Below are 23,867 nucleotides of genomic sequence, written 5' to 3' on the forward strand. Positions count from 1 at the left end.
GACGGTTCATGTCCGACACCGTGTCCCGGCGGTCTGCCCTGCGCCTTCTCGGTGGCGCGATCACCGTGGCCGCCGCGGCCATCGCGGGCGTCTCGGCGCCCTCGTACGCAGCCGCCCGCACCAGACAGGGGCCCGGTGCCGGGCCCCGGGTCGAGGCCCTCATCGGGAAGCTCACTCTCGACGAGAAGATCTCCCTCCTGCACGGCGGGACCGACCCGAAGGGCCTGGGCCAGGCCGGGTACGTGGCCGGGGTGCCCCGGCTCGGCATCCCCGAGCTGCGGCTCGCCGACGGGCCCGCGGGCGTGCGGGTCACCGCGCACGCCACCGCCCTGCCCGCCCCCGTCCTGCTCGCCTCCGCCTTCGATCCGCGCCTCGCGCGCGAGTACGGGCGGGTCATCGGCAGGGAGGGGCGGGCGCTGGGGCAGGACGTGCTGCTCTCGCCGATGGTGAATCTGATCCGCACGCCCTACGCGGGGCGGAACTTCGAGACCTTCAGTGAGGACCCGCTGCTCGCCGGAGATCTCGTCGCCGAGGAGATCAAGGGGATCCAGGGGGAGGGGCTGATCGCCACGGTCAAGCACTTCGCCCTCAACAACCAGGAGAAGGACCGCATGTCGATCGACGTGCGGGCCGACGAGCGGACCATGCGGGAGACGGAGCTACGGGGCTTCCAGGCCGCCGTGGACGCCGGTGTGGGGTCCGTCATGGGGGCCTACAACAAGGTCAACGGGACCTTCGCGTGTGAGAGCCGTGAGCTGCTCAGCGGCGTGCTGCGGGAGGGCTGGGGGTTCGACGGGTGGGTGATGACCGACTGGTTCGCCGCCCACTCCACCGTCGCCGCGATCGCCGCCGGGCTCGACATGGAGATGCCGAACGACGGCTACTTCGGGGCCGCGCTGAAGAAGGCCGTCCTGGACGGGAGCGTGCCGCAGGCGCACGTCGACCGGTCCGTGCGGCGATTGCTCGGTGTCATGGAGCGGTTCGGGCTCCTTGACGGGAGCGTGCCGGAGCGGCCGGGGCGCGATCCCGCCGCCGGGGCCGCCGTCGCCCTCGAAGTCGCCAAGGCCGGGGCCACCCTGCTGCACAACGCCCGGCGCGTGCTGCCGCTCGACGGGCGGGCCGCCCGCAGCATCGCCGTCATCGGGCCCACCGGCTCCCTGCCGTTCGTGAGCGGCGGCGGCAGCGCCCATGTCGTCCCCGACCGGGCCGAGAGCCCCCTCGACGCCATCCGGGCGCGGGCCGGGAAGGGCGCCGACGTCACGTACGCCCTCGGTGAGGACCTCTTCGGGAAGGCCCTGCCCGGCGGCGTCCTGACGCCCGGGTTCGACTCCGAGGGGCAGCGCGTCGAGGCGGGCAGGGACTGGTCGTACGAGGGGACGCTGAGCGTCGCCGACGCCGACGAGTGGACCTTCGTCATCCACTACTCGGGCGAGCGGCCCAAGGTGGAGCTCGACGGGGCGGAGCTCTTTCCGCCGCTGCCCGGGTACGGGGAGTTCTTCACCGGAGGGCTGGTCTCCGCCGCGCCCGACGGGCTCACCGTGCGGCGCAAGGCGCAGCCGCTCGCGAAGGGCGGGCACCGGCTGCGGATCACCGCGAAGGGCGGCGCGCAGGGGCAGACCTTCCGGCTGCGGCGGATCACCGGCGCCACCCGCGCGGCCGACGTGGCCGCCGCGGTGCGGGCCGCGCGCGGCGCCCACAGCGTGGTCCTGTTCGCGTACGAGGACGCCACCGAGGGCCAGGACCGCACGACCGTCGCGCTCCCCGGCCACCAGGAGGCGCTGATCCGGGCGGTGACCGCGGCCAACCCCCGTACGACCGTGGTCCTCAACACCTCGTCCGCGACCTCCATGCCGTGGCTGGAGCGGACCGCGGCCGTGCTGCAGATGTACTACCCCGGGCAGGAGGGCGCGGCCGCCACCGCCGCCGTCCTGTTCGGGGACTGCGACCCCGGCGGCCGGCTGACCCAGTCGTTCCCGGTCGACGACGAGCACCACCCGGTCGCCGGGGACCCGCGGCGCTACCCCGGGGCCGACGGGGTCGAGGAGTACTCGGAGGGCATCCACGTCGGCTACCGCTGGTACGACGCCGAAGGGGTGCGGCCGCTGTTCCCGTTCGGGCACGGACTGTCGTACACCTCCTTCTCCTACTCGGATTTGAGGGTGCGTCAGGTGCGGCGGGGCGGGGACGTCGAGGTGAGTTTCAGCGTGCGGAACACGGGGCGCAGGGACGGTGTGAGTGTCGCGCAGGTGTATGTGGGGGCCGCTCCGGAGCTGGGGGCGGAGCAGGCGAAGCGGGCGCTCGGCGGTTACCGGAGGGTCGCGCTGCGGGCGGGGGAGCGGCGCCGGGTCACCGTTCGGGTCGACGCGCGGACGCTGTCGTCGTGGGACGTGAAGCGGCACGGGTGGGTGCTCGGCACCGGGCGCAGGGACGTCGAAGTGGGCGTATCGGCAACGGAGTTCAGGCTGCACGGACATGTCGTCGTGAAGGGAGCGTCCGGATGAACCGCACGGGAGGGGCCGTGGGACGGATACGGCGGGCCGGGGCCGTGGTCGCCGTGTGCGCGGCGGCCGTGGCCACGGCCGGGCTCGCGCCGACGGCCGCGCAGGCGGCGCAGGCCGTCCCCGCACGTGGTGGTGGTGCGGTGGTGCGGACCGACGCCGGGTGGGTGCGCGGTGAAGTGACCCGCGAGGGGCGGCAGTTCCTCGGGATCCCCTACGCCGAGCAGCCCGTCGGGGAGCTGCGCTGGCGGCCGCCGCGCCCCGCCGAGCCCTGGAAGGGCGTGCGGGACGCCGACGCGTTCGGCAACCGGTGCGTGCAGACCGCCAGTTGGGACCCGGGCTATGAGAACCCGAGCCATACCGAGGACTGTCTCGACCTGAACGTGTACGCCCCCAGGGGCGGCGAGCGGCGGCCCGTGATGGTGTGGCTGCACGGCGGCGGGCTCGTCGCGGGCGCGGGCGAGGACATCGTGCCCGACGCCTTCGCCCGGCGGACCGGCACCGTCGTCGTGACCGTCAACTACCGCCTGGGCGCCATGGGTTTCCTGGCCACCGAGGGGCTCGACCGGGAGGCGGCCGACCGCATCTCCGGCAACTTCGGGATGCAGGACCAGCAGGCCGCCCTGCGCTGGGTGCGCGCCAACATCGGGCGGTTCGGCGGGGACGCGGGGCGCGTGACGATCGCGGGCGAGTCGGCGGGCGGCCGGTCCGTCTGCACCCAGCTCGCCTCGCCCGGCGCCCGGGGCCTGTATCGGGCGGGCATCGTGGAGAGCGGCGCGTACGGGGACTGCGCGGGCCGGGCGCACGGGAAGGCGGTCGCCTCCGGCGCGGAGTTCGCGAAGAAGGCGGGCTGCCCCGACCCGGCCACGGCGCTCAACTGCTTGCGGAGAAAACCGGCCAAGGACGTACTCGCCGCGCAGGCCGGGTTCGACTGGGGTCCGGTCGTCGGCGGGGACTTCCTCCCGCAGCAGCCCATGAAGGCGTACGCGGCGGGGAGCGCGGCCGGGATCCCGGTCCTGAACGGCGCCAACTCCGATGAGGGCAGGCTCTTCGTGTACCCGCGCTTCGAGGGGCAGGGCAAGCCGCTGACCGCCGCGCAGTACCCGGGGGCGCTCACGCAGGAGTACGGGGCCGAGCTCGGTGCCGCAGCCCTGAAGCGGTATCCGCTGTCGGCGTTCGCCTCGCCCACGCACGCCTTCGCGGCGACGGCCGGGGACCGGATGTTCGCGTGCTCGGCGCTGCGGCTCGACCGGGCGCTCGCGGGGCGCGGGCCCGTCTACGGCTATGAGTTCGCGGACCGCACCTCGCCGCCGTTCGCCTCGATCCGGGAGGCGGGCAAGACCTTCGACTTCGGGGCGACGCATGTGAACGAGGTCCAATACCTCTTCAAACACTTCGGCCTGAAAACTCCCCTCAACCGTGAACAGCGCGCCCTGTCACGGCAGATGGTCGGGTACTGGGGTTCCTTCATCCAGGGCGGCCCGCCCCGTGCCGAGGGCCAGCCCACCGTCCCCGACCAGCGTGAACGGCCAGGTCATGTGCTGTCCCTGCGCACCGCGTCGGCGGGCGGGAACGCCGTCGGGACGGCGCTGCACGGTGTTCATGTGTGCGACCTCTGGGACTCCGTGCCGGCGGGGTGACCGGGTAGGCTGCCCGGCGTGCGCGAGCAGGTGGGGGCGCGCACGCCGGGTGCACGAACATCACAACGGGAGGAACCGGCTTGCACGTCCAGGAGTGGCTCGAGACCGTACCGGCGGTCGCCGTCTACGCGTTGGTGGCCGGCGTCATCGGTCTGGAGAGCCTCGGGATTCCGCTGCCCGGTGAGATCGTGCTGATCTCGGCGGCGCTGCTGTCGTCGCAGCAGGACCACATCAACCCGGTGATCCTGGGGGCGTGCGCGAGCGCGGGGGCGGTCATCGGCGACTCCATCGGCTATGCCATCGGACGCAAGGGCGGCAGACCGCTCCTCGCCTGGCTGGGACGGAAGTTCCCCAAGCACTTCAGCGAGGCGAACGTCGGCAGCGCCGAGCGGTCCTTCCAGAAGTGGGGCATGTGGGCCGTGTTCTTCGGCCGCTTCGTCGCCCTGCTGCGGATCTTCGCGGGCCCGCTCGCGGGCGTCCTGCACATGCCGTACTGGAAGTTCCTGATCGCCAACGTCCTCGGCGGCATCGTCTGGGCGGGCGGCACCACCGCCGTCATCTACTACGTGGGCGTGGTCGCCGAGGACTGGCTGAAGCGGTTCTCGTACCTCGGCCTGGTCCTGGCCCTGCTCATCGGCCTGGCCTCGATGCTGGTCGTCAAGCGCCGGGCGAAGAAGCACGCGGCGCAGGGCGGCGACGCGACGCCCGAACCCGAGCCCGCCGTCGCCACCGACTGACACCCCGCCGCCACGGGCGCGCGCTGCTACTCGGCGTGCGCCTCACGGTGGGTCTTGGCGAGCTCCACGTACACCGTGCCGTTCAGTGAAATGCCCGCCCGCTCCTCCTCGGTGAGCGGGCGCCGCACCTTCGCGGGCACCCCCGCGACCAGCGAGCCCGGCGGCACCTCCATGCCCTGCGGCACCAGCGCCTGGGCGGCGACCAGTGAACCGGCCCCGATCACCGCGCCGTTGAGGACCGTGGCGCCCATCCCGACGAGGCAGTCGTCCTCGACCGTGCAGCCGTGCAGCACCGCGTTGTGGCCGACCGAGACGCGCTCGCCGACGGTCAGCGGGAAGCCGGGGTCGGCGTGGAGCGTGCAGTTGTCCTGGATGTTGGCGTCGGCGCCGACCACGATGGCCTCGCAGTCGCCGCGCAGCACCGCCCCGTACCAGGCGCTGGCGCCTGCGCTCAGGGTCACGTCGCCGACCAGGACCGAGGTCGGCGCGGTGAAGGCGGCCGGATCGACCTTCGGCTCCTTGCCGCCGACTCCCTTGATCAGTGCCTCGTGGCCCATCGGAACTCCCCTTCGTACGTACGTCTGGTCACGCCTGAGCGGAACGGTACGGGACGGGTGCGCGGGCCGTCGCGTGGGGTGAAGATCACAGGTCGCGGGCCTCACCTGCGCGGGCGCGGCTGAGTACCGTGTGCGGGTGCCGAAGAGTAAGAACACGTTCTCGTCCGTCACCGCCTGGCGGCGCCGCGTCGCGCAGCGCGCCGTGCACGCGGGCTGGGCGTGGGTGCAGCGCACAGGAGCGGTCAGCCAGGAGCGGCCCGGGCGGCTGCGGTTCGGTTCGATCGGGCCCGGCACCAAGCTGGCCTTCCCGCAGGGCACCGTCTTCGGGGCGCCCTGGATCCACCTCGGCGACCACTGCATCATCGGCGAACACGTCACGCTGACCGCCGGGATGATGCCCGACCTGGACCTCGGCCCGGACCCGATCCTGACCGTCGGCAGCGGCGTCGTCCTCGGCCGCGGCAGCCACGTCATCGCCGACACGAGGGTGACCATCGGCGACGACACCTACTTCGGCCCGTACGTCTACGTGACCTCGACCAACCACTCGTACGACGACCCGCACACCCCCATCGGCAAGCAGTGGCCGCGGATGGAGCCCGTGGAGATCGGCCCCGGCTGCTGGATCGGCACGGGCGCGGTGATCCTGCCCGGGGCGCGGCTCGGCCGGAACGTGGTGGTGGCGGCCGGTGCGGTCGTGCGCGGGGAGGTGCCCGACCACGCGGTGGTGGCCGGGGCGCCCGCCCGGGTGGTGCGCAGCTGGGACGCGGAGCAGGGGTGGCAGCCGCCGCTGCGCACCCCCGCTCCGGTGCCGATCCCCGAGGGCGTCACGCCCGAAGAGCTGCTCGCGCTGGGCGAGTTGAGCGACACCTGAGTCCCGCCTTTCAGCCGGTGGCGAGCCTTCGGCCGGTGGCGGGCTTTCAGCCGGTGGCGAGCAGCACCGTGCCGACCAGGGCCAGGCCCGCGCCCGCCGCCTGCACCCCGCGCAGCCGCTCCTTGAGGACGCCGCGCGCGGCGAGCGCGGTGACCACGGGGTAGAGCGAGGCGAGCACGGCGGCGATCGTGACGGGGCCGGTCTGGGCGGCCACCGAGTAGGTGCCGTTCGCCGCGACGTCGGCGAGGCCGACGAAGGCGAGGGCGGGCAGCGCCTTCCGGATGATGTCCATTCCGGCGCCCTCCGGGAGCGCGGTGCCGCCCCGGCGCACGGAGACCCAGAGGGCCGCGCCGCCCGCGACGACGTTGGTCACGCGCTGGACGAAGAGGGCCAGGAACAGGCCGGTGAGGGTGGTGGACGCCTCGGTGATGAGGGCCATCACGGCGCCGAAGCCGAAGGCCGCGAGGAGAGTGAGCAGCACCGCCTGGCGCTGGACCGGGGCGCCGCGCAGCTCCGGTCCGCCCGCGAGCACGATGCCCGCGATCGCTACCGCGATCCCCGCCACCTGGCCGAGGCCCGGGCGTTCGCCGAGGAACAGGCCGACGCCGACCGGGACGGCCACGCCGAGGGAGCCGAGCGGCGAGACGACGCCCATCGGGCCGAGGGCGAGCGCCTTGTAGAAGGCGAGCATCGCGACCGGGCCGACCAGGCCCGCGCCCACCGCGAACCACAGCTGCGGTCCCCACTCCGTCCAGCCGCCGGTCGCGAGCACGATGGCGCCGAGGACCACCACGGCGATGCACTGCGAGGCCACCACGACCGTGAGCGCGGGGATGCGTCGGGTCAGCAGTCCGCCGCCGAAGTCGGCGAGGCCCCAGAGCAGGCTGGTGGCCAAGGCGAACAGTGCTGTCATGATCGGGACCTCGCAGTACAGTGTGGTGAACCTTCAGGTGCACCACACCGTAGTTCACTGCATTGAACTCTGTCATCCAAAATAATGGACGGAATGGGTCGGCCCGTGTCGGATCTCGATCAGCTCACTCAGTCGCTCGCGCGCAACCTCAAGCGCTGGCGCGGCGAGCGGGGCTTCACGCTCGACGCCCTCGCGGCCCGCTCCGGGGTCAGCCGGGGCATGATCATCCAGATCGAGCAGGCCCGCACGAACCCCAGCGTCGGCATCACGGTCAAGCTCGCCGACGCGCTCGGCGTCAGCATCACCACGCTCCTCGACTACGAACAGGGCCCGGACGTACGGCTGGTGCCCCCGGAGCAGATGGTGCGCATGTGGTCCACGGAGGCCGGGTCGAGCACCACGCTCCTCGTCGGCGCCGAGGTGCGCGGGCCGTTCGAGCTGTGGCAGTGGAAGCTGATGCCCGGCGACGGCAGCGACTCGGACGCGCACCCGCCGGGCACCGCCGAGCTGCTGCACGTCACGGCGGGCGAGCTGACCCTCGTCGTCGGCGGCGAGGAACACCTCGTGCCGGCGGGCTGTGCCGCGACGTTCGAGGCCAATGTGGCGCACGGCTACCACAACAAGGGGGACGTGCCGGTGGAGATGACGATGTCGGTGTCGGTGCCGCCTGCGCACGCGGCGGCGTACTGAGCCCTCGACCTGCTCGTCGCGCCCGTCGCCGCAGCCGTGCGCGACTGGCACGGCAGCCGTCCCCGCCGAGCAGCTCGTCCACGTCGACACCGAACCGGCGTGGGCCGAGACCGCGACCTTCGTCGAGCACTGACGAAGTCGCTGTGCTCCCCTTCTTTCTCTACGCCCTGATCGGCAAGTGGCAGCCGCCGGGGCAAGCTCATCGTGCCGGGCAAGGCGCTGGCGGAGCTGCCGAACGCGGTGGTCGTGGACGGCCTCGGCGTCGAGGCCGAGCACTCCGGTGAGTACTCCGGCGAGTACCCCGGTGAGCTACTCCAGACCGCCGCGGGCGACGAGCTGGCGGGCTATGAGGGAGCGCTGGATCTCGTTGGTGCCCTCGCCGACGATCATCAACGGGGCGTCCCGGAAGTAGCGTTCGACGTCGAACTCCGTCGAGTAGCCGTAGCCGCCGTGGATGCGCACCGCGTCCAGGGCCACCCGCATCGCCGTCTCGGACGCGAAGAGCTTCGCCATGCCCGCCTCCATGTCGACGCGGCGGCCCGCGTCCATCGCGCGGGCCGCGTGCAGGGTGAGCTGGCGGGCCGCCGTCAGTGAAGTGGCCATCTCCGCAAGGTGGTTGCCCACCGACTGGTGTTTCCAGATGGGCTCGCCGAACGACTCGCGCTCCTGCGCGTACCGCAGCGCGTCCTCGAACGCCGCCCGGCCCACGCCGAGCGCCCGCGCCGCGACCTGGAGGCGGCCCGTCTCCAGGCCCTTCATCATCTGCGCGAAGCCCTCGCCCTCGACGCCGCCGAGCAGCGCGCCCGCCGGGGCCCGGTGGCCGTCGAAGCTCAACTCGCAGCTCTCCACGCCCTTGTAGCCCAGCTTCGGCAGGTCGCGGGAGACCGTCAGGCCCGGGCCGTGCTCGACGAGGAGGACGGAGATGCCCCGGTGGCGGGGGTCGACGTCCGGGTCGGTCTTGCACAGCAGCGCGATCAGGCCCGCGCGGCGCGCGTTGGTGATCCACGTCTTCGCGCCGTCGACGACGTACGCGTCCCCGTCGCGCCGCGCGACCGTGCGCAGGGCCTGCAGGTCGGAGCCGCCCCCGGGCTCGGTGAGCGCCATCGCCGCCCGCACCTCGCCCGAAGCGAGCCCCGGCAGCCAGCGCGCCCGCTGCTCCTGGGTGCCGAAGAGGAGCAGGAGCTTCGCGACCACGGTGTGGCCGCCCATCGCGCCCGCCAGGCTCATCCAGCCGCGTGCCAGCTCCTCGGTGATCAGCACGAAGCAGGACGCGGACACGGGCGTGCCCCCGTACTCCTCGGGGACGGCGAGACCGAAGACCCCCAGCTCCTTCATGCGCGCGATCAGCGCCTCCGGGTAGGTGTCCGCGTGCTCCAACTCGCGGGCCACGGGCCGTACTTCCTTGTCGACGAAGTCGCGGACCGTGGTGACGGCGAAGCGTTCGTCGGGGGAGAGGAGGTCGAGGGTGCTCACGGTGTCCCTTCTGAGGGAGGCTTCAGGAGGTGGGGCCGCCGATGACGCCCTGGGCGCGCAGATCGTCGAGCTCCTCGGGGCCCAGGCCGAGGGCGGCGAGCACGCGGTCGGTGTGTTCACCGGGGGCCGGTACGGGGTCCATGCGGGGCTCCACCCCGGCCAGGCGGACCGGGGGCAGGAGCGCCTCCATGGCCTGCGCGCCCGGGAGCCGGACCTTCGCCCAGCGGTCGCGCTCGGTCAGGACCGGGTGGTCGAGGAACTCGTGGACCGAGTTCACGCCCGCGTTGGCGATGTTCGCCTCGTCCAGCAGGGCCATGGCGCGCTCGCTGGTGAGCTCCCGGAAGCGGGCGGCGATGAGCGCGTTGAGCTCCTCGCGGTGCGCGACGCGGTCGGAGCCGGTGGCGAAGCGCGGATCATCGGTGAGTTCGGGGCGGCCGAGGACGTGGGAGCACAGGGCCGCCCACTCGGGTTCGTTCTGCACGGACAGGAGCACGTCCTTGCCGTCCGCCGCGGTGAAGGGGCCGTAGGGCGCGACGGTGGCGTGCTGCGCGCCGACGCGCGGCGGCTGCGTCCCGCCGTAGCGCGTGTAGTACGCGGGCTGGCTCATCCACTCGGCGAGCGCGTCGAAGAGGGAGACCTCGACGGCGTGCGCACGGCCCGTCGTGGCGCGGGTGAACAGGGCCGACAGGATGCCGGTGTACAAGTACATCCCGCCCGCGATGTCGGCCACGGAGATCCCGACCCGCACGGCCTCCTCGGGCGTCCCGGTCAGCTGGAGCAGCCCCGTCTGGCACTGCACGAGCAGGTCGTACGCCTTGCGGTCCGCCCAGGGTCCGTCGGTGCCGTAGCCGGTGAGGGTGCAGGGGATCAGGGACGGGTGGCGGGCCTGGAGCTCCGCCGCGCCGAGACCCAGGCGGTCGGCGGCGCCCGGGGCCAGGTTCTGCACGAACACGTCGGCGCCCGCGAGGAGTTGGGTGAGGAGCTCGCGGCCCCGCGCCGACTTGAGGTCGAGCGTGACCGACTCCTTGGAGCGGTTGAGCCACACGAAATAGCTCGCCTGCCCGTGCACGGTGGTGTCGTAGCGCCGCGCGAAGTCCCCGCCGCCCGGCCGCTCGACCTTGATGACCCGGGCCCCGAGATCGGCGAGCTGCCGGGTGGCGAAGGGCGCGGCCACGGCCTGTTCGAGGCTGACGACGGTGATGCCTTCGAGGGGGCGGGCGAGGGGGAGGGGGAGCGGGGGCGGCATGGGCGGACCTCGGGGTTCGGGGCGCGGGCAGAGTCATTGTGCGGGGTGGGGGTGGAGGAATCGAGGGGCGGTCTGGTGGGCCGGCCGGTGGTGTGGGTGCCTCTTGCTGTCCGTCTGTGGGGGCGGGCGGGGGCGCGGCGATGTGTCCGTCCTCGAAAAGCCGGGGGGCGCCGAGCGCGACGCGGGCGTTGTCCGGGTTGGCGTGGTCCGTCATTGCGAGCTGTCTGTACATGCGGCTTTGCTGCAAGTACAGGGTCACTGTCAGTCGCGGGACCTACCGTGGTGCGCATGACTACTTCGCCGGGTTCGCCGTCCTCGCCGGGTGTCTCTCCGCTGTCGTACGCGCGGCAGTGCGCCGAGATCGTCGCGCAGGCGGAGCTCCTCGCGTCCCGCATCGCGGCGGCGGACCTGACGGTCCCGGTGCCGTCCTGCCCGGGGTGGAACGTGGGGCAGTTGGTGCGCCACCTCGGCGGCGGCCAGCGGTGGGCCGAGGAGATGGTGCGCACGCGCGCGACGGAGCCGGCGTCCGACGCCTTCTTCCGCGACCTGGCGCCGTACGCGCACGAGGACCCGACGGTCCTCACGCCCTGGCTGCGGGAGGGCGCCGAGCAACTCGCGGACACGCTGCGGGCGGCGGGCCCGGAGGCCGCGCTGTGGACGCCGGTGCCGGGCGGGACCGCCGCGTTCTACGCCCGCCGCTTCACCCACGAGACGGCCATCCACCGCGCCGACGCGATACTCGCCCTCGGCGAGAGGTACACGCTGGACGAGGCGGTCGCCGTCGACGCGTTCGACGAATGGCTGGAGCTCGGCTCCCTGCCGCGGCACTTCGAGGTGGACCCGCGCATGCGCGAGCTCCTCGGCCCCGGCCGCACCCTCCACCTGCACGCCACGGACATCGCGCCGGAGGCGGGCGCGGAGTGGGTGGTCGACCTCACGGGTGACGTGATCACCTGGCGCCGGGGGCACGAGAAGTGTGCGGTCGCGGTGCGGGGGCCGCTGGTGGAGCTGCTTCTGCTCGTGTACCGGAGGCGGCCGGCCGGCAACCGGACCTTTGAGATCCTGGGGGACGCGGGGCTGCTCGGCTTCTGGCTGGACCGGGTGGGTTTCGGCTGAGCTTCGGCGGCGTTCTCGCCGGGCCGGACCGGCGGGGCCCCAGCAGGGCGTGGCCTTCGGCGGGGCGTTGAGTGCCGTGTCCGATTTCCGCCAGCGCCGCGCCCCCGCGCGCAGCACAGTGGAGGACATCACCACCGCTGACCTGCCGGGGACACCTGGCACGCACCACCAGAAAGGGCCAGGCCATGACGGTCTACACCACCCTCGCCAGCCCGATCGGCGAGCTGCTGCTCGTCGGGGAGGCGTCCGCCGCCGCTCCCGGCGGCACCGCGCTCGTCTCGCTCTCCGTACCCGGCCAGAAGGGCGGCGCCGTCGTACAGGACGACTGGGTCGAGGACGCCGCCGCGTTCGGCGAGATCGCCGGGCAGCTCACCGCGTACTTCGCGGGGGAGCGCACCTCCTTCGACATCGAGTACGTCGCCTCGGGCACGGAGTTCCGGCGCCGCGTCTGGGACGCGCTCGACGCCATCCCGTACGGGGAGACGCTCAGCTACGGAGAGATCGCCGCCCGGATCGGCGCCTCCCGTGCCGCGGTCCGTGCCGTCGGCACCGCCATCGGCGCCAACCCGCTGCTCGTGGTGCGCCCCTGTCACCGGGTGATCGGCGCCGACGGATCCCTGACCGGGTACGCGGGCGGCCTCGAACGCAAGGAGCGGCTGCTCGTACACGAAGGGGCGCTGTCGTCGTGAGGGCGGCGGACACGGGCACGGACACTGCCGGTCGGGTCGGCGGCGCCCTCGACCGGCGCGTCGCCGACGCCGACTGGGCCTCCCTGGCAGGGGAGTTGGACGCCTACGGGTGCGCGCTCACGCCGCGGCTGCTCACGCCGGAGCAGTGCGCGGAGATCGCCGGGCTCTACGACCGCGAGGAGCTCTTCCGCACCACCGTCGACATGGCCCGGCACCGCTTCGGCTCCGGCCAGTACCGCTACTTCACCCACGACCTGCCCGAGCCCGTCGCCGCGCTGCGCGCCGCGCTCTACCCGCGGCTGCTCACCGTCGCCCGGGACTGGGCGGCCCGCCTCGGCCGCCCCGCGCCCTGGCCCGACGGCCTCGACGACTGGATCGCCGACTGCCACGCGGCGGGCCAGGACCGCTCCGCCCAGATCCTCCTGCGCTACGGGGAGGGCGACTGGAACGCCCTGCACCGGGACGTGTTCGGGGACATGGTCTTCCCCCTCCAGGTCGTCATCGGCCTGGACGCGTACGGGACGGACTACACCGGGGGCGAGTTCCTGCTCGTCGAGCAGCGGCCGCGGGCGCAGTCGCGGGGGACCGCGCGGGTCCTTGAGCAGGGGCACGGCCTGGTCTTCACCACCCGGGACCGGCCGGTGCGGTCGGCGCGCGGCTGGTCGGCGGGGGCGATGCGGCACGGGGTGAGCGTCGTGCGGTCGGGGCGGCGCCGGGCGCTGGGGCTGGTCTTTCACGACGCGGCGTAGAGCGCCCTGTCTGTCGAGTCCCGCCCCCCGGGAGCCCCTCAGTTGAGAAGTGAAGCGAATCCTTACCGAGGGGTAGGCTCCGGGAAATCCTTGTTATACGGTCCGTCTAACAAGCGATCCGAGGAGCCGCAGCATGGCAAGTGCAAGCAGCACGGTTCGGCCGCAGACCGCGGGACGGCGTGACGAGGACGACGTCGCGCGCCGGTTGCTCGACTCGGCGGCGACGCTCTCCTACGACCCGGCCACCGAGGTCGACTGGGAGACGCCGCTGGACAAGGACTTCCACGGAGCGAGCCCGGAGTGGAGCACGCTCTACGGGACCGCGTACTGGGGCGAGTTGAGCGAGGCGCAGCGCAAGGAGCTGACCCGGCACGAGGCCGCCTCCGTCGCCAGTACCGGCATCTGGTTCGAGATGATCCTCCAGCAGCTCGTGCTGCGGGACATCTACGCGAAGGACCCCACCACCGCCGAGTTCCAGTGGGCCCTCACCGAGATCGCCGAGGAGTGCCGCCACTCGATCATGTTCGCGCGCGGCGCCAGGAAGCTGGGCGCCCCGGCCTACCGCCCGCACCGCGTCGCCGTCGAGCTCGGCCGCGTCTGCAAGACCCTCTTCTTCGGGGAGTCCGCGTACGCGGCGATCCTCGTCGCCGAAGAGGTCCTCGACGTCATGCAGCGCGACTGGATGCGGGACGAGCGGGTCGTGCCGTTCGTGCGCACCATCAACAACATCCATGTCGTCGAGGAGTCGCGGCACATGAAGTTCGCGCGGGACGAGACGCGCAAGCGCCTCGCGAACGCGGGCTGGGTGCGCCGCCAGTTCAGCTCCTTCTTCATCGCCTTCGCCGCGTACGTCATCGTCACCAGCATGGTCAACAAGGACGTGTACGCGAACGCCGGACTCGACGCCAAGCGTGCCCGCGCCGAGGCCAGGGCCAATCAGCACCACAAGTCGATGATGCGGTCGAGCTGTTCGGGGCTCATGGACTTCCTCGCCTCGGCCCGCCTGCTCACCAAGCCTGCCCTCGCCTTCTACAAGCGCGCCCACTTGATCTGAGCGGACGACACCGACATGCCCTACGCCATCACGCAGAACTGCTGCTCCGACGCCACCTGTGTCGCGGTCTGCCCGGTCAACTGCATCCACCCGACGCCAGAGGAGCGGGAGTTCGGGTCCACGGAGATGCTCTACATCGACCCGAAGTCCTGCATCGACTGCGGCGCCTGTGCGGACGCCTGCCCGGTCGACGCGATCTCCCCGGCGGACCGCCTCGACGGGGCGCAGCGGGAGTACGTGGACATCAACGCCGCCTACTACGCGGAGCGGGAGGAAGAGGGGGAGGAGAGGCAGGGGAAGGAGGCGGGTGGCGGCCTGGCCCGAGCGGTCGTCGACGGCCCGAACTTCCACCGCTGGGGCGAGCCGGTCTTCCACCGGAGCCTGCCGTCGGACTTCGCGCCGATCCGGGTCGCCGTCGTCGGCACCGGGCCCGCCGGGATGTACGCCGCCGAGGACCTGCTCCTGCACACCCACGCCGAGGTCACGCTGATCGACCGGCTGCCGGTGGCGGGCGGACTCGTGCGGTACGGCGTGGCGCCCGACCACCCCGGGACCAAGAAGGTCGGCGAGACCTTCGCGCGCTTCCACGAACACCCCCGGGTGCGGCTGCAGTTGGGCGTCGAGGTGGGCCGCGACATCAGCGCCGAGGAGCTCGCCGCACACCACGATGCGGTCATCTACGCGGTGGGCGCCGCCGCCGACCGCCCGCTGCCGGTCGAGGGCGCCGACCTGGCCGGCAGCATCTCCGCGACCACCTTCGTGGCCTGGTACAACGCCCACCCGGAGGTCGCTCCGGACGCCGTCGACCTGTCCGCGGAGCGCGTCGTCGTGGTCGGCAACGGGAACGTCGCCCTCGACGCCGCCCGGATCCTGGTCGCCGATCCGGAGGCCCTCGCCCGCACCGACATCGCCGACCACGCCCTGGCGGCCCTGCGCGCGAGCAAGGTGCGCGACGTGGTGCTGCTCGGGCGGCGCGGACCCGAGGACGCCGCGTACACCCGGTCCGAACTCCTCGCCCTCAAGCACCTTCCGGGCGTCGACCTGGTCGTGGACGACCACGATCCCCGCATCGGGGAGGCCGTCGTCGCCGCCGCGCCCCGGGACAAGGCCGCCGTGCTGCAGGGCCTGCCGCGCACCGCCGTGGACTGGTCGCTGGTGCCCGACGACGGGCGGCGGCGCATCGTGTTCCGCTTCCACTCGGAGCCGGTGACCGTCACCGGGGGCGCCGACGGCGACCGGGGTGATGACAGGTCCGTGAGCGGGGTCCAAGTCACCGGGTCCCGAGGTGAGTTGGAGATCCCGGCCGGGCTGCTGCTGCGGGCCGTCGGGTACCGGGGGCGGCCGGTGGCCGGGCTGCCCTTCGACGAGGCCAGCGGCACCGTGCCGCATGAGGGCGGGCGGGTGAGCGGCAGGCCCGGCACCTACGTCGTCGGCTGGATCAAGCGCGGCCCCTCCGGCGGCATCGGCGCCAACCGCACCTGCGCCGCCGAGACCGTCGGGACGCTGCTCGCCGACGCCGTCGCGGGCGCGCTGCCCGCGCCGACCGGCGGGGCCCGGGCCTTCCAGCGGCTCGTGCGGCGCCGCGGCCGCCACGTCGTCGACGCACGGGGCCTCGCCGCGATCCACCGCGAGGAAGAGAGCCGCGGCCGCCGCGACGGCCGCCCCCGCGTGAAGCTGGCCACCGTCCCCGAACTGGTCGCCACGGCCAGGTCCCGGAGATGGCGGTGATCATGGCCGGTGAGGCCGCCTCCGTCGACGGCGGTGTAGCTGTACGGGCCGCTTCTGTGTGAAGTTGGTTCACCTGTGTCCCCGAGCCGGCCGTCATGGCCAGGTCCGAAAGGTGGCGGTGACGGCGTGGCCGATCACGATCTGAGCGGGTACGAGCGGACGACGTTCACACACGGCGGCACCAGACGGAGGGTGCTGCGGCGCGGCACCGGGCCCGCCGTCATCGTGATGGCGGAGATACCCGGCATCACGCCGAAGGTCCTGGCCTTCGCCGACCGGGTCGCCGCGATCGGCTGCACCGCCGTGCTGCCCGTCCTGTTCGGCAAGCCGGGACGGGACCCGGACCCCCGCGCGCACGGCAAGCTGCAGACCGGGCTCTACGGCGCGTCGACCCTCCTCCAGGTCTGTGTGAGCCGCGAGTTCACGAAGCTCGCCACCGGGCGCAGCTCCCCCGTCGTGACATGGCTGCGGGCGCTGGCCGCGCACGAGCACGAGCGCTGCGGCGGGCCCGGGGTGGGCGCCGTCGGCATGTGTTTCACCGGCGGCTTCGCCCTCGCGATGGCCGCCGACGAGCGGCTGCTCGCCCCCGTCCTGTCCCAGCCGTCGCTCCCGCTGCCGATCGGGCGCCGTCGCGCGTGCTCCGTCGACACGTCCGCGGCGGACCTCGCCGTGGTCAGGGAGCGCTGCGAGCGCGACGGTCTCACGGTGCTCGGCCTGCGGTTCCGCGGGGACAAGTTCGTGCCCGGCGACCGCTTCGCCATGCTGCGCCGCGAGCTCGGCGACGGGTTCCGGGCCGTGGAGCTGGATGCCGCCGACGCCAACCCGGAGGGGGTGCTGCCGCCGCACTCGGTGCTCACCGAGCACCTGATCGACGAGCCCGGCCAGCCCACGCGGGCGGCGCTCGACGAGGTGCTTGATCTCTTCCGTACCCGGCTCCTGGACGGGGGAGCCGAGGCGGCCTCGGGGACCATGGAGGCATGAACGGACTGTTTCCCCGCGAGCGCCGGGAGATCGCTCCCGGCGCCGTGCACCTCCCGGAGTGGCTGGACCTCGACGCGCAGCGGGAGCTTCTCGCGGCCTGCCGTGAGTGGGCCAGGCCGCCCGCCGGGCTCCGCGAGGTGCGGGTCCCCGGGGGCGGCACGATGACGGCCCGGCAGTTCGGGCTCGGCTGGCACTGGTTCCCGTACGGGTACGCCCGCACCGCCGTCGACGGTGACGGCGCCCCCGTGAAGCCGATGCCCGAGCGGCTCGCGGAGCTCGGGCGGCGGGCGGTGGCCGACGCCTACGGGCACCCGGAGGACGGCGGCCCGGAGGACGGCAGCCCGGTAGACGGCGACCCGTGGGACAGGGCCCCGTACGACATCGCGCTGATCAACTACTACGGTGCCGACGCCCGCATGGGCATGCACCAGGACCGGGACGAGAAGTCCGGCGCACCCGTGGTCTCGCTGAGCCTGGGGGACACCTGCGTCTTCCGGTTCGGCAACAGCGAGACGCGCACCAAGCCGTACACGGACGTCGAGCTGCACAGCGGCGACCTCTTCGTCTTCGGGGGCGCCGCCCGCTTCGCCTTCCACGGAGTGCCGCGCGTCCACGCCGGGACCGCGCCGCCGGGGCTCGGTCTGGCCGGCCGCCTCAACGTCACTTTGCGAGTGAGTGGTCTCGACGGGTGAGCGTGGCGCGAGGGCTGCCCGCCGCGTAGCGGACGTACTCGCGCACCAGGCGGAATCCGGCGTGCCAGGCGAGCAGCCGGCTGGGCCGGTTGAGGGTGGAGCAGTCCCAGGACGCGACGTGGCCGCGCCGGGCGATGTCCTCGGTGAGGGCGTTCACGCAGGCGAGCGCGAGGCGGTGGCGGCGGTGTTCGGGCGCCGTGAACACGGCGACGTCCTCGTGTCCCGCGCCCCGGAAGTAGGTGCAGGCGAGCGCCAGGATGCTGCCGTCCCTGCGCGTGGCGGCCCAGCCGTGGCCGGAGGCCGCGAGTCCGAGCGGACCGCCCCAACTGGCCGTGATCCAGGACGCGTCGGAGCCGAGGTCGACCAGCGCCTCCGTGTCGGCGGGTTCGAGGTGGCGGACGGTGACCCCGCGCGGCACCGCGCAGCGCTGTGCGGGCTCCTGCCGCGTCCACACCATCCGCTCGCACGGGACGAGTTGCTGGAAGGCCGCGCCGAGGAGGGGCAGGAAGCGGGCCGGCGCGTGGATGTGGCTGTCCCCGAGGGGCGACAGGTCCTCCGGGGTGAGCGCCCGGGGGTCGCCGCGCAGCAGCACGTGGTCCGCGCAGGACACCGCGACGGCGCCGGGCTGCTCGGCGCGGTCCGCCCACCAGCGGCCGACGCCGGTCGTGAGCACGTGCTCGCCGACGGCGGCGGGGCCCGGCGCGTCCGACGGGCCCGGGGTGAACCAGTGGGAGAGCGCGGGGAGGTGACGAAGGGACAGTTCCTGCATGGGCTTCGCCAATCCGTGAGAGGGACGGGTGCGCACGAGTGGGCGGCAGGGGCGCGCGGGGCGCCCCTGCCTGCGGTCAGTTCGCCGCCTTCGAGCCGTGGTTGGCCTTCTTCTTACGACGAGCCTTCTTCTTGCGTGCGCGCTTTGACATAACGGAGTCAGCTTTCAAGAGGTGTGGCCGACCAGAAGGTCGGCGAGCTTGTTGAGGCGCTTGACGGTGCGGTCCTCGGTGGCGGCGGGCGCCGGGTCGACGCGCTCGGACCGGTCGTAGTAGGCGCCGTTGACGATCTCGACGGCCGGGTCGCAGAGCCGGACGACGTGGGCCGCGCCCTCGGCGGGGGAGACGCCCTCGTGCGCGTACAGCGGGAGCAGCGCCGTGCGGCACACGCCCGGGTGCACCGAGACCGCCGTCACGCGCGGGTCCGCCGCGAAGACGGTGAGGGCGAGCTGCGACTGCGCGTACGCGGCGAGGCGCGAGTAGCGGCGGGCGCGGTTGGGGTCGGCCCAGGAGATGTTCGCGGTGCGGTGCAGGGACGACGAGACGTTGACGACGCGGCCCCCCGGCTCGCTGGTGAGGGCGGGCTCCAGCATGCCGGTGAGCAGGTAGTGGGCGAGGAAGTTGACCTGGAAGGCGATCTCGTTGCCGTCGGCGGTGATGGTGTGGCGCTCGGGCGCGGCGATGCCCGCGTTGTTCACCAGCACGTCCAGGCGCGGGTGTTCGGCGACGACGCGCCGGGCCAGCGTCTCGACCTCCTCCAGGCGGGAGAAGTCGGCGGCGAAGGTGCACAGGCGGTCGGCGGGGATCCCGGCGGTCGCGATGAGGCTGTCCGCGGCGGCCTGTGCCTCCTCGGCGGTGCGGCCGTGCAGCAGCACGGTGGCGCCGCGCTCGGCGAGCTGCCGCGCCGTTTCGAGGCCGATGCCGGAGGTGGCGCCGGTCACGAGGACGGTACGAGCGGAGAGGTCGGAGTCAGACATGGTCCATCCGGTGGTGTGGGCACGGCGACGGCCCCGCGGGCGGGGTGCGGCGGACGTGCGGATACGAGCGTGGATACGAAAAGGGGCGCCGGATCTCGATCGCGGCGCCCCGGGGGCTACGGAAGGTGCGGTGGCGTCAGCGGAAGGCCGACGTCCGGATCTCTCCCGGGCAGCGAGGCACACGACGGGGCGCCCGCGTATGCGGGGGCCGGTCGATGAGGAGCCATGCGCTGTTCACGGCTCCATACAACAGCCGCCGCACCCCCGCCACAAGGCCAACTGCCGGTCTCTGACGCCCCCCTGACGCCCCCGTTGCGCGGACCCCGCGGCACGGCTGCCCGTCCGCCTACCCGAGCCCCGGCAGCGTCGAGACCACCAGGTCGATCAGCTTGATGCCCACGAACGGCAGCACCAGGCCGCCGAGCCCGTACCGCAGCAGGTTGCGGCGGAGCAGGTCGTGCGCGGACGAGGGCGTGTAGCGGACGCCGCGCAGGGCCAGCGGGATCAGCGCGATGATGATCAGGGCGTTGAAGATGATCGCCGAGGTGATCGCGGACGTGGGGCTCTCCAGGCCCATGATGTTGAGCGATTCGAGGCCCGGGTAGGCGCTCGCGAACATGGCGGGGATGATCGCGAAGTACTTGGCGACGTCGTTCGTGATGGAGAAGGTCGTCAACGCACCCCGGGTGATGAGGAGTTGCTTGCCGATCTCGACGATGTCGATGAGCTTGGTGGGGTTGGAGTCCAGGTCCACCATGTTCCCGGCCTCCTTGGCGGCCGAGGTACCGGTGTTCATGGCCACGCCGACGTCCGCCTGGGCCAGGGCCGGGGCGTCATTCGTGCCGTCACCCGTCATGGCGACGAGCTTGCCGCCCTCCTGCTCCTTCTTGATGAGGGCGAGCTTGTCCTCCGGGGTCGCCTCCGCCAAGTAGTCGTCCACGCCCGCCTCTTGGGCGATGGCGCGGGCGGTCAGCGGATTGTCGCCGGTGATCATCACGGTCCTGATGCCCATGCGGCGCAGCTCGGCGAAGCGCTCCCGGATGCCGTCCTTCACCACGTCCTTGAGGTGGATGAGGCCGAGCACCCGCGGCCCGTCCCAGTCGTGCACCGCCACCAGGAGCGGCGTGCCGCCCGACGACGACACCGCCTCGGCCAGCTCCCGCGCCGCGTCCGGGACCTGGCCCCCGTACATCCGCACCCAGTCGACGACCTCGGCGGCCGCGCCCTTGCGGATCGAGCACACCGCGCCGTTGTCCCAGCGCAGGTCGACACCGCTCATCCGGGTGCGGGCGCTGAACTCCACGTAGCGCGAGAGCGCCAACTCGCCCTCGGCGGGCTCGCGCAGACCGTACTGGTTCTTGGCGAGGACCACGACGGAGCGGCCCTCGGGCGTCTCGTCGGCGAGCGAGGACAGCTGGGCCGCGTCGGCGAGGCGCAGCGCCTCGATGCCGGGCAGCGGCACGAAGGCGGCGGCCTCGCGGTTGCCGAGGGTGATGGTGCCGGTCTTGTCGAGCAGCAGCGTGTTCACGTCGCCCGCGGCCTCGACCGCCCGCCCGGACATGGCCAGGACATTGCGCTGCACCAGACGGTCCATGCCCGCGATGCCGATCGCGGAGAGCAGCGCGCCGATCGTCGTCGGGATCAGCGTCACCAGGAGGGCGACGAGGACCGTGGTCGACTGGGCGGCGCCCGCGTGGCCGGCCATCGGCTGGAGCGACACCACGACCAGGATGAAGACGATCGTGAGCGCCGCCAGCAGGATGTTCAGGGCTATCTCGTTGGGCGTCTTCTGCCGCGCCGCCCCCTCGACGAGGGCGATCATCCGGTCCAGGAACGAGTGTCCGGGGCGCGAGGTGACCCGGATGACGAGACGGTCGGACAGGACCGTCGTACCGCCGGTGACGCCCGAGCGGTCGCCGCCGGACTCGCGGATGACGGGCGCCGACTCGCCGGTGACCGCGGACTCGTCCACGGCCGCGATGCCGTCGACGACCTCGCCGTCGGCGGGGATCAGCTCGCCCGCCTCGACGATCACGAAGTCGAAGGGCTTGAGGGAGGTGGCGGCGACCGCCTCCGTCTCCGCGTCCCGGAGGTTCGTGCCGACCCGCCAGTTGTCGCGCAGGCGCAGCGCCACGGTGTCGGTGCGCGCCCGGCGCAGCGACTCGGCCTGCGCCCGGCCGCGGCCCTCGGCGACGGCCTCCGCGAGGTTCGCGAACACCACGGTGAGCCAGAGCCAGCCGCTGATGACCCACGTGAACACGGCGGGGTGCAGCAGGGCGGAGAGCGTGGTGAGCGCGGCGCCGACACCGACCACGAACAGGACCGGGTTGCGCACGAGCGCGCGTGGATGGAGCTTGCGCAGGGCGTCGGGGACGGAGCGCACCAGCTGCTTCGGGTCGAACAGCCCGCCCGGTGTGCGGCGCCTGCCTCCTCTCGGCGGTGCGGGCCGGGGTTCGCGGCCGGGAACGCGCGGGGGAGCCTGCTGGGGGGCGGCGGGAAGCATGGGGACGGGACCTTTGAGGTGTCGTACGCGGACGGGGGTGGCGTGGCGGCCGGGCCTTGTCTGTGCCGGGGCCCCGGCACAGACAAGGCGGCGCTGGGCCGATGCGGCGATGGGATGACGGGTGCACCGACCGCGCGGCCACCGGGAACATACGCCTCCGCCCGGCCCGAACGCCCCGGCCAGGCCCCGTATTTGCGGCTCTCTGACGGGGCGTCGTACGGGTGCGTCAAGCCGCCGTCAAGGGGGCCGTGTGGGGCGTCAGGGACGCGTCAACGAGCGAGGCCATGGCCAAAACCCGTCGCAGACTCGTGATCAACGGGGGGCGGGCGACCGCCCGTGTACGTGACGTTGGAGGGCGAGTGACTCTCACCGCCGGAACCGAGCGTGCCTCTGAAGCGGGGGCCAGGGCACACGCACAGGCACAGCACGCAGCGGTCGTCGAGCACGGGGAGCGACCCGGTCCGCGGCCACGAGGGGGGCCGCGGACGGGCGCTCCCCGTCGCCGCCCGCCGGCCACCGACCTGCTCGCCGCCGCGCGCACCCGCTTCTGGGCGACGGTGCCCGCACGGTTACGGCTGCTGCGCGCCGCCACCCTGGCGCTGACCCTCGCCCTCGTTCTGCTGGCCCTGTTCGCGGGCCTCGGCGCGCGCGCCACCTGGGGCGACATCGCCGACCGCGACGCCCCGCGCACCACCAGCGCCGCCGCTCTCAACCTCGACCTGAACGACATGGACGCCCAGGTCGCCAACATTCTGCTGGCCAACGGCGACGCGGGCCGCGGCCGCCTCGACGTGCCCTACCGGAAAGCCGTCGGCCTCTACGGCTCCGCCCGCCACGGCATCAGCCATGAGCTGCGCACCCTCGCCGTCGCGGCCCAGGGGGACCGGGGCGCCCAGCGGACCGTCGAGCGGCTCACCGAGGACTTCGCCGCGTACCAGGAGCTGGCCGGGCGCGCCCTGGAGAACACCGGCCGCCCCGGCGGCAAGAAGGCCGCGCTCGACGACTACCGGAGCGCCACCGACCTCCTCCAGAAGCGGCTCCTGCCCGAGGCCCGCAAGCTCGTCGACACCACGAACGGCCGCTTCAACACCCGCTACGAAGACGCCCGTTCGGACCTCGGTGTCCAGCTCGCCGCCCTCGTCGCGCTCGGCGTCGTGCTGCTGCTCGTGCTCGGCGCCCTGCAGTGGTACCTGGCCCGCAGCTTCCGCCGGATCCTCAACCCCGGCGTCCTGGCCGCCACCGGCTGCGCCCTCACCGCCGTGATCCTCGGCGCGCAGCTCCTGTCCGCGTCCTCCGCGCACCTCGAGGTCGCCCGGCGTGACGCCTTCGACTCCGTCGTCGCCCTCTCCCGGGCCCGTGCCGTCGCCTACGACGCCAACGCCGACGAGAGCCGCTATCTGCTCGACGCGGACCGCCGCGACCGGTACACCGACTCCTACTTCGCCAAGTCCCAGAAGCTGTACGGGATTCCGGGCGCGACGATGGCCACCTACAACGACGAGCTCGACCGCACGTGGGACGCCTACGTCGACGACCACGGCGAACTGCGCTTCACCGGCGAGTTCCGGCGCGAGCTCGACAACATCACCTTCGACGGTGAACGCGCGGCCGCCGAGGACACCGTGGCGAAGTACGCCGTCTACCAGCGCGACGACCGCAAGATCCGCGACCTGGCGACGGGCGGGGAGGAGCGCCGGGCCGCCGAGTTCTGCATGGGCTGGCGCGCGGGCACCTCCAACGACCACTTCGGGAAGTGGATGGACGCCCTGGCCACGGTCACCAAGGTGAACCGTGACGCCTTCGACGACGCGGTGCGCGACGGCCGGGACGGTGTGTCGGCCCAGCTGCCCTGGATCGTGGGGGCGCTGCTGGCGGCCGGTGTGCTCACGGTGGCGGGGCTGCGGCCGCGGCTGGGTGAATTCCGCTGAGGCGTACGGGAACGGGGGCGCGCCAGGAGTCTGGGGCGCCCCCTCCCGTACGACG

General features: G+C 73.1%; 20 protein-coding genes and 1 pseudogene. 14 read left to right on the plus strand and 7 right to left on the minus strand.

Translation table 11 applies throughout. The features are described 5' to 3' along the window. The first annotated feature begins 8 nt into the window (after nucleotides 1-8). The 3 genes from ACQB60_RS43410 to ACQB60_RS43420 all read left to right on the plus strand — a co-directional run bounded on the left by ACQB60_RS43410 (nucleotide 9) and on the right by ACQB60_RS43420 (nucleotide 4,875). On the plus strand, nucleotides 9-2,501 hold the full coding sequence (locus tag ACQB60_RS43410; RefSeq protein WP_496931614.1) for a beta-glucosidase family protein: 2,493 nt from the start codon (nucleotides 9-11) through the stop codon (nucleotides 2,499-2,501). Continuing rightward, a complete protein-coding gene (locus ACQB60_RS43415; RefSeq protein WP_496931615.1) occupies nucleotides 2,498-4,138 on the plus strand; it encodes a carboxylesterase/lipase family protein in 1,641 nt (546 codons plus the stop codon). Before ACQB60_RS43410 ends, ACQB60_RS43415 begins: the two co-directional genes overlap by 4 nt. An 80-nt stretch (nucleotides 4,139-4,218) precedes the next feature. Beyond that, nucleotides 4,219-4,875 (plus strand): DedA family protein, encoded by a 657-nt coding sequence (locus tag ACQB60_RS43420; RefSeq protein ID WP_496931616.1) that lies wholly within the window; start codon nucleotides 4,219-4,221, stop codon nucleotides 4,873-4,875. Nucleotides 4,876-4,901: 26 nt separating this feature from the next. Here ACQB60_RS43420 and ACQB60_RS43425 read toward each other — a convergent pair whose 3' ends face one another. After that, a complete protein-coding gene (locus ACQB60_RS43425; protein WP_496931617.1) occupies nucleotides 4,902-5,432 on the minus strand; it encodes a gamma carbonic anhydrase family protein in 531 nt (176 codons plus the stop codon). Between the two features lie 136 nt (nucleotides 5,433-5,568). On the opposite strand from ACQB60_RS43425, the gene ACQB60_RS43430 reads away from it, so the two are divergent. Beyond that, nucleotides 5,569-6,306 carry an acyltransferase gene (locus ACQB60_RS43430; RefSeq protein ID WP_496931618.1) on the plus strand — a complete coding sequence of 246 codons (738 nt, stop codon included), beginning with the start codon at nucleotides 5,569-5,571 and terminating at the stop codon, nucleotides 6,304-6,306. Nucleotides 6,307-6,352: 46 nt separating this feature from the next. On the opposite strand, the gene ACQB60_RS43435 is transcribed toward ACQB60_RS43430, so the two are convergent. Then, the gene (locus tag ACQB60_RS43435) at nucleotides 6,353-7,219 is read right to left on the minus strand and encodes an EamA family transporter (protein ID WP_496931619.1); all 867 of its coding nucleotides are present in this window, start codon (nucleotides 7,217-7,219) and stop codon (nucleotides 6,353-6,355) included. Between the two features lie 105 nt (nucleotides 7,220-7,324). Between ACQB60_RS43435 and ACQB60_RS43440 the strand changes: the two genes are divergently transcribed. Together ACQB60_RS43440 and ACQB60_RS43445 are read left to right on the plus strand one after the other, a co-directional pair. Further along, nucleotides 7,325-7,909, plus strand: coding sequence for a helix-turn-helix domain-containing protein (locus ACQB60_RS43440; RefSeq protein WP_384846533.1), 585 nt, complete (start codon nucleotides 7,325-7,327; stop codon nucleotides 7,907-7,909). Between the two features lie 177 nt (nucleotides 7,910-8,086). After that, nucleotides 8,087-8,173 (plus strand): annotated as a pseudogene (locus tag ACQB60_RS43445) (YbaK/EbsC family protein); the annotation flags it as partial. A 45-nt stretch (nucleotides 8,174-8,218) separates the two neighbouring features. On the opposite strand, the gene ACQB60_RS43450 reads toward ACQB60_RS43445, so the two are convergent. Together ACQB60_RS43450 and ACQB60_RS43455 are read right to left on the minus strand one after the other, a co-directional pair. Then, on the minus strand, nucleotides 8,219-9,382 hold the full coding sequence (locus ACQB60_RS43450; protein ID WP_496931620.1) for an acyl-CoA dehydrogenase family protein: 1,164 nt from the start codon (nucleotides 9,380-9,382) through the stop codon (nucleotides 8,219-8,221). A 22-nt stretch (nucleotides 9,383-9,404) separates the two neighbouring features. Next, nucleotides 9,405-10,628, minus strand: coding sequence for a CaiB/BaiF CoA transferase family protein (locus ACQB60_RS43455; RefSeq protein ID WP_496931621.1), 1,224 nt, complete (start codon nucleotides 10,626-10,628; stop codon nucleotides 9,405-9,407). Between the two features lie 288 nt (nucleotides 10,629-10,916). On the opposite strand from ACQB60_RS43455, the gene ACQB60_RS43460 reads away from it, so the two are divergent. From ACQB60_RS43460 to ACQB60_RS43490, 7 genes are all read left to right on the plus strand, one after another. Further along, complete coding sequence (locus ACQB60_RS43460; RefSeq protein WP_496931622.1) at nucleotides 10,917-11,744, plus strand: maleylpyruvate isomerase family mycothiol-dependent enzyme; 828 nt, start codon at nucleotides 10,917-10,919, stop codon at nucleotides 11,742-11,744. A gap of 185 nt (nucleotides 11,745-11,929) precedes the next feature. After that, nucleotides 11,930-12,433, plus strand: coding sequence for a methylated-DNA--[protein]-cysteine S-methyltransferase (locus tag ACQB60_RS43465; protein ID WP_496931623.1), 504 nt, complete (start codon nucleotides 11,930-11,932; stop codon nucleotides 12,431-12,433). Next, nucleotides 12,430-13,182: a 2OG-Fe(II) oxygenase gene (locus ACQB60_RS43470; RefSeq protein WP_496931624.1), complete on the plus strand. Its 753-nt coding sequence runs from the start codon at nucleotides 12,430-12,432 to the stop codon at nucleotides 13,180-13,182. The genes ACQB60_RS43465 and ACQB60_RS43470 overlap by 4 nt, the downstream gene beginning before the upstream one ends. Before the next feature lie 133 nt (nucleotides 13,183-13,315). Beyond that, entirely contained in the window at nucleotides 13,316-14,236 is a 921-nt protein-coding gene (locus ACQB60_RS43475) for an AurF N-oxygenase family protein (RefSeq protein WP_496931625.1), read from the plus strand. Nucleotides 14,237-14,251: 15 nt separating this feature from the next. Next, nucleotides 14,252-15,964 (plus strand): FAD-dependent oxidoreductase, encoded by a 1,713-nt coding sequence (locus ACQB60_RS43480; RefSeq protein WP_496931626.1) that lies wholly within the window; start codon nucleotides 14,252-14,254, stop codon nucleotides 15,962-15,964. Between the two features lie 126 nt (nucleotides 15,965-16,090). Then, complete coding sequence (locus ACQB60_RS43485; RefSeq protein ID WP_496931627.1) at nucleotides 16,091-16,945, plus strand: dienelactone hydrolase family protein; 855 nt, start codon at nucleotides 16,091-16,093, stop codon at nucleotides 16,943-16,945. After that, the gene (locus ACQB60_RS43490) at nucleotides 16,942-17,637 is read left to right on the plus strand and encodes an alpha-ketoglutarate-dependent dioxygenase AlkB family protein (RefSeq protein ID WP_496931628.1); all 696 of its coding nucleotides are present in this window, start codon (nucleotides 16,942-16,944) and stop codon (nucleotides 17,635-17,637) included. The genes ACQB60_RS43485 and ACQB60_RS43490 overlap by 4 nt, the downstream gene beginning before the upstream one ends. Here the strand turns inward: ACQB60_RS43490 and ACQB60_RS43495 are convergent. The 3 genes from ACQB60_RS43495 to kdpB all read right to left on the minus strand — a co-directional run bounded on the left by ACQB60_RS43495 (nucleotide 17,606) and on the right by kdpB (nucleotide 21,884). Beyond that, entirely contained in the window at nucleotides 17,606-18,406 is an 801-nt protein-coding gene (locus ACQB60_RS43495) for a GNAT family N-acetyltransferase (RefSeq protein ID WP_496931629.1), read from the minus strand. The genes ACQB60_RS43490 and ACQB60_RS43495 overlap by 32 nt on opposite strands. A 165-nt stretch (nucleotides 18,407-18,571) precedes the next feature. Next, on the minus strand, nucleotides 18,572-19,381 hold the full coding sequence (locus tag ACQB60_RS43500) for an SDR family NAD(P)-dependent oxidoreductase (RefSeq protein WP_496931630.1): 810 nt from the start codon (nucleotides 19,379-19,381) through the stop codon (nucleotides 18,572-18,574). 346 nt (nucleotides 19,382-19,727) lie between these two features. After that, nucleotides 19,728-21,884: a potassium-transporting ATPase subunit KdpB gene (gene kdpB, locus ACQB60_RS43505; RefSeq protein ID WP_496931631.1), complete on the minus strand. Its 2,157-nt coding sequence runs from the start codon at nucleotides 21,882-21,884 to the stop codon at nucleotides 19,728-19,730. A gap of 359 nt (nucleotides 21,885-22,243) precedes the next feature. Here kdpB and ACQB60_RS43510 point away from each other — a divergent pair, with 359 nt between their 5' ends. After that, the gene (locus ACQB60_RS43510) at nucleotides 22,244-23,812 is read left to right on the plus strand and encodes a GlnX family signal transduction membrane protein (RefSeq protein ID WP_496931632.1); all 1,569 of its coding nucleotides are present in this window, start codon (nucleotides 22,244-22,246) and stop codon (nucleotides 23,810-23,812) included. Nucleotides 23,813-23,867 lie beyond the last annotated feature (55 nt).

The organism is Streptomyces odontotermitis (assembly GCF_050510915.1).
Classification (GTDB): domain Bacteria; phylum Actinomycetota; class Actinomycetes; order Streptomycetales; family Streptomycetaceae; genus Streptomyces.

Coding starts and splice junctions, on each gene's coding strand:
- ACQB60_RS43410 (WP_496931614.1), top strand. CDS start 9: ATGTCCGACACCGTGTCCCGGCGGTCTGCCCTGCGCCTTCTCGGTGGC.
- ACQB60_RS43415 (WP_496931615.1), top strand. CDS start 2,498: ATGAACCGCACGGGAGGGGCCGTGGGACGGATACGGCGGGCCGGGGCC.
- ACQB60_RS43425 (WP_496931617.1), bottom strand. CDS start 5,432: ATGGGCCACGAGGCACTGATCAAGGGAGTCGGCGGCAAGGAGCCGAAG.
- ACQB60_RS43435 (WP_496931619.1), bottom strand. CDS start 7,219: ATGACAGCACTGTTCGCCTTGGCCACCAGCCTGCTCTGGGGCCTCGCC.
- ACQB60_RS43455 (WP_496931621.1), bottom strand. CDS start 10,628: ATGCCGCCCCCGCTCCCCCTCCCCCTCGCCCGCCCCCTCGAAGGCATC.
- ACQB60_RS43460 (WP_496931622.1), top strand. CDS start 10,917: ATGACTACTTCGCCGGGTTCGCCGTCCTCGCCGGGTGTCTCTCCGCTG.
- ACQB60_RS43465 (WP_496931623.1), top strand. CDS start 11,930: ATGACGGTCTACACCACCCTCGCCAGCCCGATCGGCGAGCTGCTGCTC.
- ACQB60_RS43475 (WP_496931625.1), top strand. CDS start 13,316: ATGGCAAGTGCAAGCAGCACGGTTCGGCCGCAGACCGCGGGACGGCGT.
- ACQB60_RS43480 (WP_496931626.1), top strand. CDS start 14,252: ATGCCCTACGCCATCACGCAGAACTGCTGCTCCGACGCCACCTGTGTC.
- ACQB60_RS43490 (WP_496931628.1), top strand. CDS start 16,942: ATGAACGGACTGTTTCCCCGCGAGCGCCGGGAGATCGCTCCCGGCGCC.
- ACQB60_RS43495 (WP_496931629.1), bottom strand. CDS start 18,406: ATGCAGGAACTGTCCCTTCGTCACCTCCCCGCGCTCTCCCACTGGTTC.
- ACQB60_RS43500 (WP_496931630.1), bottom strand. CDS start 19,381: ATGTCTGACTCCGACCTCTCCGCTCGTACCGTCCTCGTGACCGGCGCC.
- kdpB (WP_496931631.1), bottom strand. CDS start 21,884: ATGCTTCCCGCCGCCCCCCAGCAGGCTCCCCCGCGCGTTCCCGGCCGC.